The sequence below is a fragment of the Desulfosporosinus sp. BICA1-9 genome, from assembly GCF_000802135.1.
Genome location: NZ_JUEE01000035.1, coordinates 1 through 18,039, shown reverse-complemented (window position 1 = coordinate 18,039; position 18,039 = coordinate 1). Strand labels below are relative to the sequence as shown.

Sequence of the window (18,039 nt, the reverse complement as noted above, 5' to 3'; positions counted from 1 at the left end):
AGGCTACCGAACGTTGTGCACCTCATTTTCGTGTTACTAGCCGCAAGTGCTCGGGTCGGAAAAGGCCTCCGAAGTCAGAAGGTTTTTTCGAGCCGCTATTATCCACCGTTTAAGTAGTTTAGCAGCATTAGTCGTAGTATAATATTTAAAAGGGATAGGTAATACTCATTGGAGGCAGGGATCAGCGGGTATAATACGATATTATCATGAAGGCCACTGCGGAGATGTTTAGGAACAAGATCCTTGGGGCATTCGAGCTTAGGACGGCTAAAATTGTGGACATCATGCCCACGGTCTTGCCTGTAGTCGAAGCCAAAGAGAAGAGAGTCGATTTTGTCTTCCTCCTAGAAGACGATACCCTACTCCACTTGGAATTCCAGACCACAGTTGCTAAAGACTTCGAGTGCTCGGGTCGAAAAAGTACTCCGAAGTTAGTTTTCGGGTACTTCCCGGATATTGTCAATCTATAGGCTTCAAAAAGACAATAAAAGGTCTTCCTTTCTCACGTGATAAAGTAAACCCAATAGCAAAAGTATAAGCTAAAAAAGGATTGATTTCTGGAGAGAAATAATATATAAATAGAAGGTGACCGAACGGTCAGTTTTTGCTTACCAAAGCCTCCTAATAGACTATAGATTGTTATTGTCCGTGGGTTATTATGAATTATTAAAAATCTAGGGGGAGAAATTATGAAAAAACTTTGGTCCTCGGTTCTCGTAAGCCTCATGATTATTTCTTCAGTTCCAGTTAACGCAATGGCTGATACAAGTGATGTTAATATAAACAGACTTAGTTACATAAATATTGAAGAGAAAATTGAGGCTTTTAACCCGACCGTAAGAGCTAATAATAAGAAACTGTCAGATGCACGGGATATTAACGACAGCTTAAAACTAATCGAGGGAACAGAATCGAAATTAAAGGCAACAATAGGGGAGTTAAGTGGCTATTTCACAGATGAAGAATTGTTAAAAGGTGTTTCCAAACCGATTAATCCAGTTCTATCAAATCCACAGGATCTGTCAGATACGCTTAAGTATGTTAACTACAATCTATATATGCTTTATCAAGCTCAACTTGGTAATCTTACGGCCCAAAAGGCTTCTTTGAGCGCCCGGAAGGACGATATGTGGAAATCTTATCTCCAAATTAGTATGGGTAATAAACAGGTCGTATGGGGAACCCAGCAAATGTTCTTGAGTTATCAGGAGCTGGGGCTTCAAACGGAAGCGCTGAGAGCTAATAGGGCTAACGTTGAAAACCAAGTCAAAATCATGAAGCTTCAGGAAGAATTAGGGATAATAACTCCGACAGATTACAAGGACGTTGAACTCCAATTACGTGAACTTGATGTAACGATAAAATCGTTAAAAGATACACAGGATACCTTGAAGGGATCCCTCAACTTGTTTTTTGGCCAAGAGTTTGACACGAATTTAATTATCGAGGAAGTTCCGGCGCCCGATTTTGAACTAATTAATAAAATGGACTACGATGAAGACATAGAGACTGCGATAGCTAATAGCTATATGGTACGGGTACAAGAAGAAGCGGAAGATAGAGATTCGCAAACCCGCCAGGTGAAAATGGACTTTGATTTAGCGTTTAAAGATGTTAAGACAAAGCAAGAATCCCTTGAAAGAGAGAAAATAAAGTTCAAAACAGAAAGAGTAAAATGGGACCATCAGCAACTGAGGTATAACCTAGGGATGATACCGCTTGTAGCGTTCAATGTTAGTAAAACTAACTATGATGCCCTAGTAAGGAAGGTAATAACCGCAGAAACTGATCTAGTGAAATCTTTGACCGCCTATGACTGGTTACTGGAGGGAATCTCCGTTATAACGAACACTTCCAAAAAGAATAGTTAATACCGCTTATACAAATTTGGGCGGAACATTGATTTGCACAATCAGGACCTCCGGAAGCGGGGGTCCTTTATTATTTAAGGAGAGTTCAGGAGAATCCCTTAAAGCACCCATCCCTAAAGCAGAACTTTACAAGTTAATGAACTTGAATAGGAGTTACCTAGAATTGTCGCCAAGAATTTTTTAATTTCTGGCAAGGCTTCGGGGGTAAAAGCTATAAGTGTTAGTAAAAGTGATTTAGTATCTGCACCCACCAGTATACCGATCAATCGGAATAAATTACCCGAAACAGGTTATATGCAGTTTCTCAAGATGGTATTATGAAGTATGCACGAAACTTTGCCAAAGATAATAACGAACGGGGGATTTATACAGGGTACTAATCTTACCTAATCTACGGGTTTAACTGGAAGTATCTAAGTTCTAAAAGGAGATTTAACAAGAATTCTCGTACATAATCGAATGTTCTTGTAAAGGGTGCTCTTTGCGTAGGAAATCGATTCGGCTTGACATTAAGAAAGTTTAGTGCTAATTTTATTTTGTAAGTCATAAGGTCCTTGAACCATTGACTTGCGCAATTGGGATCTCCGGACGCGGAGGTCCTTTTATATATGTCTCAAATTAGAAGTGACAAGGTAAAGTAAGTATAAGATAAGTAGAAGATAAGCAAGAGATAAGCAAGAGATAAACCGAAAAATTGCATACAACGACTATCCATGCATGGATAAGTATGGTACAATATATAATTGGTGCCACAAGCGTCTTTCCTTCGTTGGCGAAACTCACGCGCTATCGCGGATGTTCTGTTTCGGCGGTTATTTATAAATTAAGATTTTTTTTAGCGCAGTTATAGATAGGGACGCATTTGGAAAACTTAAAGAGTATAACAAATAAAAAGGAGAATGAAAGCATTGGCGACATTTACAGACCTAGGATTAAGCGAACCAATTATTCGATCGATTATTAACATGGGGTTTGAAGAAACAACCCCTATCCAAGAGAAAACGATCCCTGTAGCTTTACTGGGCAAGGATCTGATCGGGCAGGCCCAAACTGGAACCGGAAAAACGGCTGCCTATGGAATTCCTTTAATTGAGAGGATTATGGAGCAGAGCGAACTTATTCAAGGCATAATATTGGCTCCAACACGGGAGTTAGCAGTTCAGGTTGCAGAGGAATTGAATAAGATCGGACAGTATAAACGCATACATTCCTTGCCTATTTACGGTGGACAAGGGATCGACTGGCAGATCAGGGCTCTAAAGAAGAAACCTCACATCATTGTGGCAACTCCCGGACGCTTAATGGATCATATGAGAAGGAGGACCATCCGCCTTAGTGATATTAAAATTGTTATTCTGGACGAAGCTGATGAGATGTTGAATATGGGCTTTTTAGAAGACATTGAGACAATCTTGAAGGAGGTTCCAGAGGAGCGTCAGACCCTACTCTTTTCAGCTACCATGCCTCGTCAGATACAAAATATTGCCCAGCGCTTTATGAAAGAACCTGAGCTGATTAGTATTAAGGCGACAGGGGTAACAGTTGCTGATGTAGAGCAACATTATGTAGAAGTAACCGAACGACTTAAATTCGATGTCTTATCAAGGATTTTAGATATTCAATCTCCAGATTTGTCGATTGTCTTCGCCCGAACTAAGCGACGAGTCGATGAACTTTCGGAGGCTTTAGGGAAGCGGGGATACTCTGCGGAGGGAATTCACGGTGACTTGACTCAGAGCAAGAGAGATAGTGTCTTGAGGCAGTTTAAAGACGGAACCATCGAAGTATTGGTCGCGACAGATGTTGCAGCTCGGGGGCTTGATATTAGCGGAGTGACTCACGTCTTTAACTTTGATATTCCACAAGATCCGGAAAGTTATGTTCATCGAGTTGGGCGTACTGGAAGAGCAGGGAAATCTGGCTTAGCGATTACGTTAGTCACACCGCGAGAAATTGGCATGCTGAGACTTATCGAACAAGTCATTAAACGCCGAATTGTTCGTAAACCAATACCGAGTATCGTTGAGGCAGTACAAGGACAGCAACGCTTAACTATGACTGAAATTCTGAGAGTAATCGCTGAGGAAGATATCGAGAAGTATAAAGGTGTAGCTGAAGAGTTGCTTGCCGAAAACGATTCAGTGACCCTTTTATGCGCAGCGTTGAAAATAATCACGAAGGAACCAGAAGCTGTCGAAGTTCGTCTCACGGAAGCAGCACCCATGCGGGGGAGAAGCATGGGAAATCCAAGAGGCATGGGAAATGCCAGACCTCAGGGGAATTTCAACCGGGATGGCTACGGACAAAAGACGGATACTTGGTCAAGGAGAAAAGGTAACGATGTTCGTGGTGGCGCTGCCGGTGCTCAAAGGGGTAGGGATAATAAGAGAAACGGTTAATACTTATTGTATTTGGGAAAAGGTCGTTGGTGGCCTTTTCCTTTTTTATCGACGTTCCACTTCTATAAGTGGGTGTTCCTTAGTATGCTTTGGTGGAGGTAGAGTCCTCCTTCGCCGCGAAGTATTCCTTTTGGGATATGCGGCTCGGCGAAACCATCCACTGGAAGCTTTCGTCACCGAAGTCTCGATGTTCAGCATTAGTTGAACGAGTTCTGTTTATTTATCTTGCTGGGGTTGCTCTGGGATGGTATAATTTTGCAAGAGAGGTGGTGAGACGATGGAGAAAGAGATCAAAGAAATGCTCGGGCTCATACTCAATAAACTCGTTGGGTTAGAGTCAAGAATGGAATCAAGAATGGATAGCTTAGAGTCGAGACAAGATGAGATATATTTGGTTGTTAAGGCTATAGAACATAACAACCAAGTGCATAGGGCGGAGATTGATAATCTATAGTATTCGGTAAGCTATGTGGAAGGTACGATAAATGCTATAAGTGACGTAATTACAACACGGAAGGCGATATAATGAAATATAATAGCAAAATAACGTTTAGCCAATAAAAATGCCCTCTTTAGTCGAGACAACTATAGAGGGTATTTTTATTGGCTTGGAAAGAACTTTAAGCATGGTCGAAGGTAAATCCAGTAATGTGTCGAATCTATAATCCAGAGCGGGGTTTGAAACTTTGGAGGGGAGATTACACAAACATGCATGCAAAATTTTTAAGGACAAAAGTAGTGGGTCACATTTTTTTAAACATTGTGCTCGTCCTGATATTAATACTAAATAATTCAGCTCTGGTTTTGGCCTCCGACGTTGGAGTTTTGAAAGAAATTCGTTTGCTACTTAAAGACCAATATGTGGATCCGGTCTCAGCTGATGTATTAAACGCTCCGACCGTAGATGAGATGCTGAAACGGCTTGGAGATCCCTACACGATGTATTTATCACCGGAGGAATACCAGGGTTTTATTGAGAGCATAGATATGCGCTTTTCTGGGATCGGGATTAATATTGAGATAGTTCCAGAAGGGGTAAAGGTGTTATCTGTTATTTCCGGTTCACCAGCGGAAGAGGTCGGGTTAAAACCAGGAAACGTGATTATACGAGCAGATGGGCAATCCTTGGTTGGACTTTCCTCAGAAGAGGCTGTGAACTTACTTCGTGGACTAGAGGGTAGTGCAGTTAAGATCGGTGTAATTCAGGGAGAGGAAACATGGGAGTTAACCGTTATACGCCGAGCCATTATTAGTCCTACAGTGACAGGAGAAGTCTTAAGTGGGCATATAGGCTATCTAGATCTAAATTCCTTTGGTAGTGATACGACTAAAGAATTTGAAATGATCGTCAATCAGTTAAGAAGTGAAAAGGTCAACGGGTGGATTGTGGATTTAAGAGATAATGGGGGAGGATACTTAAGTTCAGCCCTTGACCTTGCGGGCTATTTTATAGGCTCAGAAGTCTCAGTGCAAATTAAAGACCGAACAGGGGAATTTTCTCAGTTTAAGGTATCAGATCCTGATTTGCGGTTTACTCAACCCGTCATTTTCCTGACAAATGAAAACAGTGCCAGCGCCTCCGAAATCCTCGCTGCTGCGGTCAAAGACCATCAAAAGGCGTCACTCGTAGGGACAACGACCTATGGGAAAGGGACGGTTCAGAGCATGTTCCATCTTGAGAGTGGTGGAGTGCTTAAAATGACCGTCGATCGCTTTTTCTCGCCTCTGGGACATGATATCAACATCGTAGGAGTTAGCCCCGATGTAGAGATCCAGCAGGCAGATTCACTTAAGGTAGCAGAATTAATGTTAAACGATACGGCTGTTGCTCTTGAATTGGGTAGAACGGACGATTATTGGGAAGCTTGGCAAGAACTAATGGGAGTTGCTTCACCGAGTGCCTTACCATCGGGTTTTAATTATCCATATTATTATCCAAGTTACCGCATGGTCAGCGAATTATGGGAGATTCCGCTCGACAAGAAGTTTACAGTACACTTTTCTGGGTTGGTCGATTGGCAGAGCGTGGACAATACAAGCATAGAGCTGATTAACAGCGAGACAGGGGAGAGGACGCTTGCAGCGTTTGAACCCTTGGGTCCTTCCGATGTGCAAGTCATTCCGCAAGGAGCTTTAACCCCGGATACGACCTATTGGCTGATCATCCATCCCACTATCAAGGGTGTATCAGGCCAGGTGCTTCAAGAAGGGGGCTTGGCGGTTGCGCAGACGATTCAAAGGGATGAAGACGCTGTGGGCACTGGCACTTCTCGGATTCAGTCCTTTAGGATTAATGACTTGGTAAGGGCGGGGAACTTGATGAATCCTCGTGATTTAGACTATGGTTTAGCTATCAAGGATTTAGGGGCAAGGCCATAGGACATCAGATTGGGGGATAGATCATGATTTATGAAGTGTGTGCTCTTGTGGGTACCATTATTTTAGGGGTGATCGGCATCGAGGTGATGCTTTGGGTTCGATCGGTTCGGAAGCTCACGGATCAGGCAAGCCAAACCATGAAGGAGATCAATACTCATTTGCCTTATATGCTTGCTGATGCGCAAGCAGTTACCACCCTTGTGAGACAGACTAGTGAACAAGTGGGCGGAACGGTAAATGAGGTTGCTGTCAGTCTAGAAGAGTTAAGAAAGAATCCATTGCGTCTTGTTACAGTCTTCCTGTTGGCAGCCAAACAAGTGATCGAGCTTTGGAAAGAGATTCGCAGCCGGAAATAAAGAAGCCCTGAACAGCAAAAGTTGCGGTTCGGGCTTTCTCTTTTTTCTTCCACTTCGAAGACTCCCACTTAATAAGGGGGAGTTCCAGAACAAATTCACTCTTCTTGAAGAGGGAGCTCCGTTTGTACAATTATCTGAGGATCCATTTCAGGACTATTTTGGGGCGATTGCTCTGTTGTTTGAGCGCTCCGGTATTATAGGACGCAACGTCTTGACGCAGTTCTTTTCCGCTTTTTGGGGCAAACATGAGGCCGACTACGGCCCCAGCAAGGCCTCCAACGAGGGCAGCTATAGCGATAGTGCCGAGGTTAGTATTCTGCTGAGCCTTTTGTTTCGCTGCATAGGATCATTCCTTTCGTTATATTGTACTTAATGTATTCTATCATATTGCCGATAAAAAACGTCGAAGTATTAAGTACTGTATAGAGCAACTAAGAGAGTGTTACATATGGGGTTGCCTGCTTTTATTTTTGTTTAAGCATAAGCTTAAAGGATTGATTTCTAGGGAAATATGATGTATAAATAAAAGGTGACCGAACAGTCGGTTCTGACGTAGAGTTAAAACCGCGGTAATGGTCGTACATAAAACTATTAATATGTGGGGGAAAAGGGAATTGAAAAAGGTAAAAGGGATAACTAGCAAGATCATGATCTTATTCGTGGTGCTGACGGGGCTCAGCATAGCTGCTGGCTGCAGTGCAGACAAACCCGCAACAGCGGTAGAAGAAAAATACATACCAGTGGAAGTAGAAGTGGCCGGCAAGAAGACGCTCATCAATACTGCTGTTCTGAGTGGAAAGGTTTCTTCGGATACTGATGTCTCGGTCGTTCCGAAGGTTCCGGGTAAGGTGCAGTCCGTTAACGTGAAGGTCGGGGATACCGTTCATGAGGGAGAGGTACTCTTTACCCTCGACACCACGGATATGAGCAATACCTATCAATTAGCTGAGGCCCGCTATCAAAATAGTAAAGATCAGTGGGATTACGCTAAAACCTCCTTGGAGCGAACAAAGGTTCTCGCGGCAGAAAAGATTGCTAATGCTCAACAAACCCTGGCAAATACTAAGGCCCTCTTTGATGCAGGCGCAGCCTCGAAGGTTCAACTTGACCAAGCGGAGTTGGGTCTAAAGGAATTAGAATCGACCTTTGCTGGTCAGCTTGAACAATGGAGTGTGCAGGCTTCAGACAGCAGTCTGAAGTTAGTTGAAGTTCAGCTCGCCCAGGCGCGCGAGGCTTTAGATAATGCAACCGTGACTGCCCCTGTGAGCGGTATCGTCTCTCAGGTGAATGTTCAAGTTGGGAACATGGCTACGAGTGCCCAGGCGGCGGTGAGTCTCACCAATACTAGTAGCGTCTTTAGTTCGCTAAGTGTTGCAGAAAATTTAGTGAACCGCCTGACAAAAGGTCAAGGAGTCAAGGTCACAGTCCCTTCAGTCTCTGAGAATAGTTTAGTCGGAAAAATTGAACATATCAGCCCTGCTTCCGACTCTAAAACTCACCTTTATCCACTTAAAATCACCTTGGAGAATCCCGACGGTTTGATCAAACCAGGTATGTTTGCTAAAGTCGAACTGACGACTGATGAGAAGGCAGATGTTATGGCGGTTAAAAGTGAGGCTGTCGTCCTCAAAAACGAGAAGACTATTGTTTATGTAGTTCAAGAAGATAAAGCCGTAGCGAAAGAGGTTGCTACGGGTCTTGATACGGGTGTGGACATAGAAATCCTTCAAGGCTTAGACCAAGGTGATCAGGTGATTGTAAAGGGACAAACGTTAGTTGATGTAGGCCACAAGGTGAAGGTTGTGGGAGGGGAAAAGTCTTGAAGCTAGCGGAAGTTTCGGTTAAGCGCCCAGTCACAATCATTATGACAATGCTCATAATCATTCTCTTGGGTGGTATTTCTTTGACCCGACTCCCCATCGATCTTATGCCGAACATTGAAATTCCTGTTTCAATCGTAGTGACCCAGTATTCTGGAGTGGGTCCCCAGGAAATAGAGAAACTCATCACTAACCCCTTGGAAGGAGCCATTTCTACCGTAGGAAATATTGATACGGTGACTTCGACAACATCCGAGGGAAGCTCAGTTGTTATTGCCCAGTTTAAGACTGGCACGGATATGGACTTTGCGACTCTCCAAATGAGGGAGAAGGTTGATCAGATCAAGAGCCGTTTGCCATCTGAAGCTGGAGCTCCGATGGTCATGAAACTTGACTTAGGGGCGATACCGGTTGTTATATTGACTCTGAGTGGACATGATGCGGACCTTGCTAAGCTGCAGTCAGTTGCAGAGGATAAGCTCAAACCTCAGCTCGAGCGTGTGTCTGGAGCCGCTTCTGTTTCGGTTATTGGTGGGTATGAAGACCAGATCGAAATCAAAACCCATCTGGAGAAAATGAATGGATATGGCCTGACCATAAATTCCTTAGCCCAACTCATTCGTGCTGAAAATCTTAACGCCCCAGGAGGACAGGTTCAAAAGGGAACACATGAACTCACGATCCGGACAACCGGCGAGTTTGAATCTGTGGATGAAATCAAAGACCTAATGATTTCTCTACCTGGTGGAGGGCAGATCAGATTAAAGGATATTGCGGAGGTAGGCTTAGGGCATAAAGACGTCAACGCGATTACTAAAGCGAATGGCGAAAAAAGTGTAAGTATCGCTATTCAAAAACAATCGGGGACGAATACTGTAAAAGTAGCAGATGGGGTCAAAGCCGCTGTCGATGAATTTACTAAAGAATATCCTGATTTGCAAATCAAGACAGTAATGGATCAGTCTAATGACATTAAGCAATCTATAGAAACTGTCAAAAACGAAGCTATTATGGGCGGGATCTTAGCCGTATTTGTGGTGTTCCTTTTCTTCCATAATATTCGAACAACCTTTATCACTGCAACGGCGATTCCGATTGCCATGATGGCGACTTTTGCAGTCCTTTATTTTGCAGGAATCACGATAAATATGATGACCCTTGGGGGACTGACCCTGGCGATGGGACGCTTGGTGGATGATAATATCGTGGCCTTGGAAAACATTCATCGTCATCGCAAGGAAGGATACTCAAAAATTGATGCTGCTATCAAAGGAGTGTCTGAGGTCGGGATGGCAGTTTTTGCCTCCACGTTGACTACAGTTGCAGTTTTTCTCCCAATCGTCTTTGTTCAAGGAATTGTGGCTACGATTTTTAGAGAATTAGCGATGACGTTCGCCATTTCTCTTCTGGCCTCGCTTCTCGTTTCGCTAACCTTAGTTCCGACGCTTTCTGCCAAGCTTATGAAGACGGAAGTTATTCCAGAAGGTCGGACCGGAGTCAAAGGGCTTGTGGACCGCTTTAGCCGCGGTTTTGATAGGATCTTTGGGCGGGTTGAAGCGACCTATAAAAGGTTTTTGCACTATGCATTGCATCATCGCAAGACCGTAATGGCTATTGCGACGGCGGTTTTTATTCTCTCCAGTGCATCCGCTTTCAGCTTAGGGGCTGAATTCATGCCTGCGTCAGATGTTGGTCAATTAACGATTAACACGACTCTGCCGGATGGGGCAAAACTTCAGGACACCGAAGCCACGGTTAATCAAATTGAGAAGAAGCTGGAGACAATCCCAGAGATCGAAACGGTCTTCACCCAAATTGGGACCAACGGGGGATTTTCACTCGGGGGGGATACGGCTAATACCAGCTCAATCAGTGTCCAACTCGTAGCTTTAGCTGCCCGACAACGAGGTGTTGAGCAGGTGGGCGATGAGATTCGTTCTTTGACGAAAGACATTCCGGGCGCCGAAATAAAAGTGACGATTACGGATAATATGCAAATGGGTGGTTCCACAACTCCGATTGACATTGCTCTCAAAGGTGAGGAACTCGATGAACTTAAAACGATAGGAATGGAGATCCAGAAAATCGTTGCGTCAGTTGAAGGAACTCGTGAAGTGAAATCGAGCATGACAGAAGGGGTTCCAGAGGTAGTGGTAAAAGTTAATCGTCAGACTGCTGCCCAATATGGTTTATCGGCTGCACAGATTTCTCAGGCTGTCAAGGGTACCATTTCCGGAACAACCGCGACAACCTATCGGTATGAAGGATCAGAAATCGATGTCGTACTGAGTGGGGATGAGACCTTTAAAACGAGTCTTGAGAATTTAGGACAGACTCCGGTTCCCACACTTTCTGGGATCACCGTTCCCCTTAGTCAAGTGGCCGAAATTGAGATGGGACGAGGTCCGGTGAAGATTGAGCGTACTGGACAGACCCGTGTAGTCCATGTTACGAGTCAGATCATCAACCGGGATTTACGAAGCATCACGATGGATATTGAAACTAAGATAAAAGAGTATCAGATCCCTGATGGGTATACGTATGAAGTGTTAGGTGAGAATAAAGAACTTATGGAATCCTTTGCGGATTTAGGTCTCGCCTTAATACTGGCAATTTTGCTCGTATACATGATTTTGGCAGCCCAGTTCGAATCCTTGCTACACCCGTTTACGATCATTTTATCCTTACCCATGGGATTTTCCGGGGGAATGCTGGGCTTATTTATTACCCGAACAACCTTAAGCGTTCCTTCCTTTATCGGCTTGATTCTCTTAGTAGGTATTGCCGTGAGTAATGCTATTGTCTTGGTAGATTATATTATTAAACGCCGAGAACGGGGAGAGGAGCGGGAAGAGGCTATTGAAAATGCCGGGCCGATTCGTTTGCGACCCATTCTAATGACCACGCTGGCAACCATTCTTGGTCTTATGCCGATGGCCTTAGGAATTGGGGAAGGCTCAGAATCCATGGCACCGATGGCAGTGGTCGTTATTTTTGGACTCGCGCTCTCTACAATGTCAACTCTGTTGCTGGTACCAGTTATTTATACGATTTTTGAAGATATTCGAGATTCAAGGAAACGAAAAAAGGAAAAACAACTAACTAAATCGACTATAACCCATTCAGTATAAAGGCGAGCTTTGAGGATCGAACTTCGAGGTTAGAAACAAGCGTTGAATCCAACGCGATCGGTATAAGGAGATGATTTCGACTGGCGTCGCGAGAAGAAAAACAGACAGACATAATAAAAGCAGCAATTCGGGTTTTTTCTGAATATGGCTTCGACGGCGCAAAGATGGAATATATCGCTAAAGAGGCAGGTATAGGTAAAGGCACAATTTACGAGTACTTTGAAAGTAAGGAACGCTTATTTGAAGAAATACTCAAATTCAGCATACAAGAGTTTCGTATTGGGCTGAAGGAGAATATGGAACAGGGTGAAACGATTGAGGAAAGGCTTAGAAACTGCTCACGTTATAATTTTGAGTTCCTGAACAGCCATATGGATATCGTGCAAATCGTTATGCAGGTTAATACCCTTTCCAAAGAAATCCGTGGTCAACTCTTTGCAGAACACATGGCCATCCTAAAGCAATACACGGAGATGGTTCAGGCAGCTAAATTAAACGGAGAGATTCGTGCGGATCTCGATGAAGAACTAGCTACCTACTGTATTGTTGGAACCCTCGATTTATTCTCCAAGAAAAGAGTTTTGATGGATCATCGACCTCAAGATGAAGTTGACCATCATGCCATTGTGGATGTGGTGTTAAAGGGGCTCCAATAAGAAGGACCTTTTAAGAAAGTCATCCTTAATACTTTAAATTGAGCAAAAGGCAGTCGGCAAGATCCGGCTGCTTTTTGCGTATTCTTTACAAGATATAGGTTTAATATGAAGATAGCAAATAGATACTGTGGTAAATCGTGGTAAATAGTCGAACACTTTAGGTTCTATAGCTTGTAGTTCATAGTATAATAACAAAGTATGGAATATTATGTAAATGTGAAAATATTAAAATTACTAATGGGATTTTATGGTACAAAGGAAAGGGGACATTTATGAACATGAGAATTTGCCCTGATTGTAGAGGGAGATCCTATTCCTCTTACAGTGGGGAAAACTGGGAGTGCCCATATTGCGGGGCAGACCTTGGTCACGTATCAAACGAGCGATGTGATGCTCTAAAAGATCCGCTGAAAGAAAAAGCCCCTCCGAAAAAGTTGTATTCAATTAAAGGTGGGAGGATATTATCATAGTGGATGCGGTTTGGCCTTTGCCAATAATAGTGAGTTTCATTTTGCAATACCATAAATAGCTCCGTCAGTTTTGACGGAGCTATTTTTAATTTTAGAGTGGTATCTTTATCTGCAGTCTCAATGACCAAAATGATGAACAAGTCCTAGGATTGATATGGATTTTGTGCCACTAATTGAGGAGTGATCGAATCAAATGAGGGCGTTTCGGAAGTCGAATTAGAAAGAGACCCATAAAACGCATGGTTTAGACGACTGCTAGCCATAGAATAAGATAATGCTTTAACAGCAGATGGCAAATAAAATGGAGATTCTCCTTTAACGCCAAGTAATAAGCGATAGCGTTTATTAAGAAGCCCATATTGTGTTTCTACTATTAGAAGTTCAAGCACGGCAATTTCGACGTATTCCGGTGCTGCGTAGTCAAAGCGGTTCCAAGCATGGTTCATTTTTTCTTTTGTTGCTTCGATTTCTGCAAGTAGGCGTTCTGCCTCGCTTAGCGGGGGTTCTTCGGGGGGGCAAAACGACAAGAATATGCTTCTACATAATTCTCTCATATTAATTAGCCTCACCTCACTTACTATGCTTGACAAAGCAAAAGATGAGACTAATTTTATCTTTGCTTAGTCTGTATCATCATATGTGCGATTTAGTAGGATATGACAAAAAAGACTACAGCATTGGACCTCTATTAAGCATTTAATGCCGTGTTGTTATAAAACTCACCTCAATTGGGAAAGACTAGAAATAGTCTATAAATTTAAGAGGTGATTTATATTTTATTACCACACCGGCGATGTCGGAAATCCTCAGCGATATTCCTATGTGGGGTGATGTGCTTGTTTCTGTGGCAGGCCAGTATTTATCCTGTACTAGGACTGGAGAACGAACCAATTTCTAATGGAAATAATAACAAGTTCGATAGTAATTTAATAGCCACTACACAAATTGTGATCCGGCGGGGAGATACCCTTTGGCATCTGGCCCAAAAGTATCAAACGACAGTAAAGGAACTGGTAACGCTTAACCAAGTGAGAAGTCCCAATCAAATCAGAGAAGGACAATCTTTATGGGTTCCGAACGGAGAAGCTAAGAACAAATCTGAAGATCCTGCGACTAGTGTGACTGAATCTTCAGAGCAAGTCGCGGCAATTTTAACAAAAGAAAGTATACCTGAGAAAGTAATCAATACGCCATGGTGGGTGACTGTTTTGCGGAATATTCCAACCGTTGCCACAGTGTATAAACAAGGTTACAAGACAGCTAGTTTGAGCAAATCTCCTTCAGTACTGATTGAGTCAGAGATTAAAACCTACGATATAATTGTGAACCAAAACACAGAATCAATCGATCAGACCCAGAAGAGCACGCTCCATGATGTTGTGGATAACCGCACAAACTTTATGACCAATTCGGTTTCAAAGATGGCGACCGAAAATCAGATTCATTCTCGAGGATTGGGACGCTTTGTCACTAAAGAGGAAGTTGAACTATTATCCCGTGTCATCTATGGGGAAGCTCGGGGAGAAGATTTCTTAGGACAAGTAGCTGTCGGGGCTGTTGTACTTAACCGCTTAAAAGATCCTCGTTTTCCAAAAACTATACCAAGTATTGTTTACCAGTCTGGGGCATTCACAGCAGTCGATGATCGGCAGATTCATTTAGACCCAGACGATCAGGCTTACAAAGCAGCAGAAGCAGCCCTATCGGGACTGGATCCTACCAACGGGGCAATATTTTACTACAATCCACGCCTCGCCACAGACAAATGGATTAAGAACCGCACAGTTATCAAACGCATCGGCAACCATACGTTTAGTATTTAGCAGGGACTTGAGGGACTTGTGTCACACAGCGCTCGGTGCTTACGACGCAGAGCAAACTAACCGTTCAAGCTCCTACAATGGGGAGCGGGATACATCCTTCGGCGATATGATATATGAAAGAACCCGCCTACGGCGATAATCTCCACTGGAGACTATCGTGCCAGACTCGCCATCCTTGGCTCGGTTGGCGGCAGTGCACATCCCTGTGCACTGTCCCTTATCTGGGGTCGGTCGCTTGAACGGAAGTTTGCTTTTCTGCTTACGTAAAGACGTCGCGCTCGTGTGACACTGCGTCCCTGGCTTGTGGGTCCGGGAACGGAGAGACGGAAAATACGTACAGGTTGCGTGCAAGTGGGGATGGTTCCTGACTTGCATGGGTAACGATAGTTTGGGTGACGGCACATCATGTGCACCGTCTTGAATAAAGCAAAAAGGAAAAAGTCCTTAACTTGAGTGGTTGTGGGACTTTTTCCGTGATAGACATTCTAGTTTTTCTGTTGTCTCGGAGGGGCGTCCCCTCGGTGTAAGGTGAAGAAGGTAATTTCAGGGGGAACGTTAAGGCGAAGAGGAATTAGGCTTTCACCGATCCCGGGGTTTATGTAAAGGGGAACGCCGTTAATGACATGGTATCCTTCGTAGAATCCGAGGTCACCTAGATAAGTATTGGTGATGAGAGGTTTGAAGCCAGGTAAGCGGATTTGTCCTCCGTGGGTATGCCCGGTCAGAAAAAGTTCTGCTCCGTACTTTGCCACATCATCGAGGCAATCTGTGGAATGCGCTAAGACCAGGCGAAAGGGTGGGTTCGATTGGGTCATTGGGGAAGATGGTAACGTTTGATAGGCCAAATCTACATCGTCGTGAGCGGTGGCTGGATCGTCGACCCCAATAATCCATAGATTAAGGTCTGGCAAGTAAGAGGCTTCATTGAGCAAGTGAGTCCATCCTAGAGTTTTATATTGCTGTAGGTATCGCTTGAAAAGTGTTCGGGAAAGGTGGCTATAATCGTTATTTCCCATGACCACAAATTTTCCATAGGGGGCAGTAAGTCCGCTCAAATACGGATTAAGCTTATCTAAATCCGTGCGGGAAGAGATTATATCCCCAGTGATAACTATAAGATCCGGTTTCTGAGCCATTACATCCTCACGAAGGTGTTCAGGGGGAATCCGCAGGCTCTCTAGATGAAGATCACTGAGTTGGCAGATCGTTTTTCCCTCTAAGGCATCTGGCAGGTTGGGGTAAAACAGATCGAAGTATTGACGGGTTAAGGTTAGGGTATCGTGACCAGCCCAGCCGAAGACTCCTGCACCAGCCAAGGGTATTGATGTAAGTAACCAATGACTAGCAATAAAACCGCCGATTCTTTGAAAAAAGGTACGGCGTGTAATAGGTTCAGAGAGCGGGGCTGTGAGCTTTTTTGGCATTGTGTCCCTCCTTAATTAATCGTTACCCATGGAGTTGTCTTCAGAACTCTTCTGTTCTTAATATCATATCATGTTATTAAGTTACATTGAAAGTTGAAAAAGGAGGGGAGCATGGTGAAGTTCGGTGGAGATACACCTAATAATCCTTATGATCCCATCGGACCGCAGGGGTTCCCTAGATCACCTAATGGTCAATTAGGTCCGGGTTACTCTCCCGGTTCGATCCGTAATACACTAGGTTCAGGCCTTAAAGCAAGTGGCATTTTCCAAAAAGACGGACAAATCCAAAACCTAAGAGGGGGCTTCATAGGAGCAAAACAACCGAATTATCAAGGTACACAGTGGCAGGGTCCTCCGCCTGCACAGGGTATGGGCCTAGGTTTTACCCAACAAAGTGGGGGATATCCTCAAGATCAAGGATATAATCAAGGTATGGCAAATTATCAGGGTCAAACCCGTCAACTAGTATTGCAGGCGGCACAAGAGGGGATTAATGGCAACGGTGTAGCTACAATCTCTCCGGACAATAGTTTTCTGCTGATCGCTAATTTACCATCCCCACAAATGTTTCTCAGGCAAGGGCAAACAGGGGTATATGCTGCCTATTTGGTGGATGACAAAGGGAAGACTGGGTTTTTGGTAGGGGGGTTGCGTCAGGTCGGAAATGGAGTTTATCGGGCACATTTTCAGAGTCCAGTTCCGCTCCATCATTATAGTCGAGTCGTGGTTTCGGTGGAAAATCCAGCTCAGCTTGGGCAAGCTCCACAAGGTCCTATTCTTTTGAAGGTTAAGGAACCTATGGGAGTGATGAGTTTTCTTGGTCCAATGAAGACGACGGTCACCACCGTTTGGGGGAAAGTTACTGGACTGTTCAGTGGTGGCAAAAAAGCGCCATTAAGTCCGGAAGTAGCCCCACTCAGTCCGGAATTTCTTCAATCTTTGAACCAAGTGGGCCTTCCACCTGATACGACTGTTCCAGAGATCCCACCAGTCCCGCCAGCAACTCCGCCCATGGGACAAAATTAGTCTAACAGGCATTTCATAATATGTTCAGGGTTTAAGCATTTTATGAGAATCATCAAATGGGCAGGTAATTCATGATCTATGAATCACCTGCCTACTTTTTTAAGCTAGTTGATACCAGTTTTCTGCGTTCTTAAAGTTATTTAAGGAGCTTAGCATTAGCCAAGCTTTTTTAGTTATAACCCGAGTTTGGCGACATAAATTTCCAGGCCCTTGCAGCACAAGGGTTACAGCCCTCAACCACTATTTGTGTAGTCCTAACTTTTCGAAAATATTAACCCGAAAATATACTTTATTATCAGCATTTGTGGTATAATATTTGTAGTACTAACTGAGTTGCTCTTGGAGGCCACAAATGTTTCTAAAGAAAGTTACCATTAATAAAGAAGGCAAAACCTACAATTATTATAAAATTGTCGCTTCTTATAGAGATAAAGACGGAAAACCTAAGCATCGCCTCATTCAAAACCTTGGTGTCTTGTCTGAAGAGGATGCCACAAGGATGAAAATGATTCTACAGGTTCAGCAGGATGCTGATCTTTCACTAGCTAAAAGTTCCGACATTGTAGTCACAAAGCATTGGGTGTTTCTGCCCATCCTTTTATTACATTCGTTGTGGGAGAACTTCAACTTACATCGATTTTTCACTAATGGATTGCTCACAGAAGCTATGGTTCTCAATCGCTG

At 43.7% G+C, this 18,039-nt stretch carries 13 protein-coding genes and 2 pseudogenes; 12 read left to right on the top strand and 3 right to left on the bottom strand.

The features are described 5' to 3' along the window. Window positions 1-206: 206 nt before the first annotated feature. The 6 genes and pseudogenes from JL57_RS04665 to JL57_RS04640 form a co-directional block, all read left to right on the top strand. Window positions 207-389 (top strand): annotated as a pseudogene (locus tag JL57_RS04665) (hypothetical protein); the annotation flags it as partial. Window positions 390-689: 300 nt separating this feature from the next. Beyond that, window positions 690-1,871 (top strand): hypothetical protein, encoded by a 1,182-nt coding sequence (locus tag JL57_RS04660; protein ID WP_034140900.1) that lies wholly within the window; start codon window positions 690-692, stop codon window positions 1,869-1,871. Window positions 1,872-2,779: 908 nt separating this feature from the next. Then, window positions 2,780-4,270 carry a DEAD/DEAH box helicase gene (locus JL57_RS04655; RefSeq protein WP_034140899.1) on the top strand — a complete coding sequence of 497 codons (1,491 nt, stop codon included), beginning with the start codon at window positions 2,780-2,782 and terminating at the stop codon, window positions 4,268-4,270. Between the two features lie 277 nt (window positions 4,271-4,547). Further along, window positions 4,548-4,724, top strand: a complete 177-nt coding sequence (locus tag JL57_RS04650; protein WP_291299705.1) for a hypothetical protein — start codon at window positions 4,548-4,550, stop codon at window positions 4,722-4,724. 254 nt (window positions 4,725-4,978) lie between these two features. Continuing rightward, on the top strand, window positions 4,979-6,649 hold the full coding sequence (locus tag JL57_RS04645; RefSeq protein WP_034140898.1) for a S41 family peptidase: 1,671 nt from the start codon (window positions 4,979-4,981) through the stop codon (window positions 6,647-6,649). 23 nt (window positions 6,650-6,672) lie between these two features. Beyond that, entirely contained in the window at window positions 6,673-7,005 is a 333-nt protein-coding gene (locus JL57_RS04640; RefSeq protein ID WP_034140897.1) for a hypothetical protein, read from the top strand. A gap of 130 nt (window positions 7,006-7,135) precedes the next feature. On the opposite strand, the gene JL57_RS33485 is transcribed toward JL57_RS04640, so the two are convergent. Beyond that, window positions 7,136-7,297, bottom strand: a complete 162-nt coding sequence (locus JL57_RS33485) for a YtxH domain-containing protein (RefSeq protein ID WP_291299709.1) — start codon at window positions 7,295-7,297, stop codon at window positions 7,136-7,138. Window positions 7,298-7,619: 322 nt separating this feature from the next. Here JL57_RS33485 and JL57_RS04635 point away from each other — a divergent pair, with 322 nt between their 5' ends. The 3 genes from JL57_RS04635 to JL57_RS04625 all read left to right on the top strand — a co-directional run bounded on the left by JL57_RS04635 (window position 7,620) and on the right by JL57_RS04625 (window position 12,612). Continuing rightward, entirely contained in the window at window positions 7,620-8,828 is a 1,209-nt protein-coding gene (locus JL57_RS04635) for an efflux RND transporter periplasmic adaptor subunit (RefSeq protein WP_291299704.1), read from the top strand. Continuing rightward, window positions 8,825-11,956, top strand: a complete 3,132-nt coding sequence (locus JL57_RS04630) for an efflux RND transporter permease subunit (RefSeq protein ID WP_034140896.1) — start codon at window positions 8,825-8,827, stop codon at window positions 11,954-11,956. The genes JL57_RS04635 and JL57_RS04630 overlap by 4 nt, the downstream gene beginning before the upstream one ends. An 80-nt stretch (window positions 11,957-12,036) precedes the next feature. Next, window positions 12,037-12,612 (top strand): TetR/AcrR family transcriptional regulator, encoded by a 576-nt coding sequence (locus JL57_RS04625; protein WP_034140895.1) that lies wholly within the window; start codon window positions 12,037-12,039, stop codon window positions 12,610-12,612. A gap of 613 nt (window positions 12,613-13,225) precedes the next feature. On the opposite strand, the gene JL57_RS04620 is transcribed toward JL57_RS04625, so the two are convergent. Beyond that, window positions 13,226-13,636, bottom strand: a complete 411-nt coding sequence (locus JL57_RS04620; protein WP_034140894.1) for a hypothetical protein — start codon at window positions 13,634-13,636, stop codon at window positions 13,226-13,228. 276 nt (window positions 13,637-13,912) lie between these two features. Between JL57_RS04620 and JL57_RS04615 the strand changes: the two genes are divergently transcribed. Then, on the top strand, window positions 13,913-14,905 hold the full coding sequence (locus JL57_RS04615) for a cell wall hydrolase (RefSeq protein WP_034140893.1): 993 nt from the start codon (window positions 13,913-13,915) through the stop codon (window positions 14,903-14,905). 485 nt (window positions 14,906-15,390) lie between these two features. Here JL57_RS04615 and JL57_RS04610 read toward each other — a convergent pair whose 3' ends face one another. Next, complete coding sequence (locus JL57_RS04610) at window positions 15,391-16,329, bottom strand: metallophosphoesterase (protein WP_034140892.1); 939 nt, start codon at window positions 16,327-16,329, stop codon at window positions 15,391-15,393. Window positions 16,330-16,443: 114 nt separating this feature from the next. Here JL57_RS04610 and JL57_RS04605 point away from each other — a divergent pair, with 114 nt between their 5' ends. Next, complete coding sequence (locus JL57_RS04605; protein ID WP_034140905.1) at window positions 16,444-17,355, top strand: hypothetical protein; 912 nt, start codon at window positions 16,444-16,446, stop codon at window positions 17,353-17,355. A gap of 352 nt (window positions 17,356-17,707) precedes the next feature. Further along, window positions 17,708-18,039 (top strand): annotated as a pseudogene (locus tag JL57_RS04600) (transposase); the annotation flags it as partial.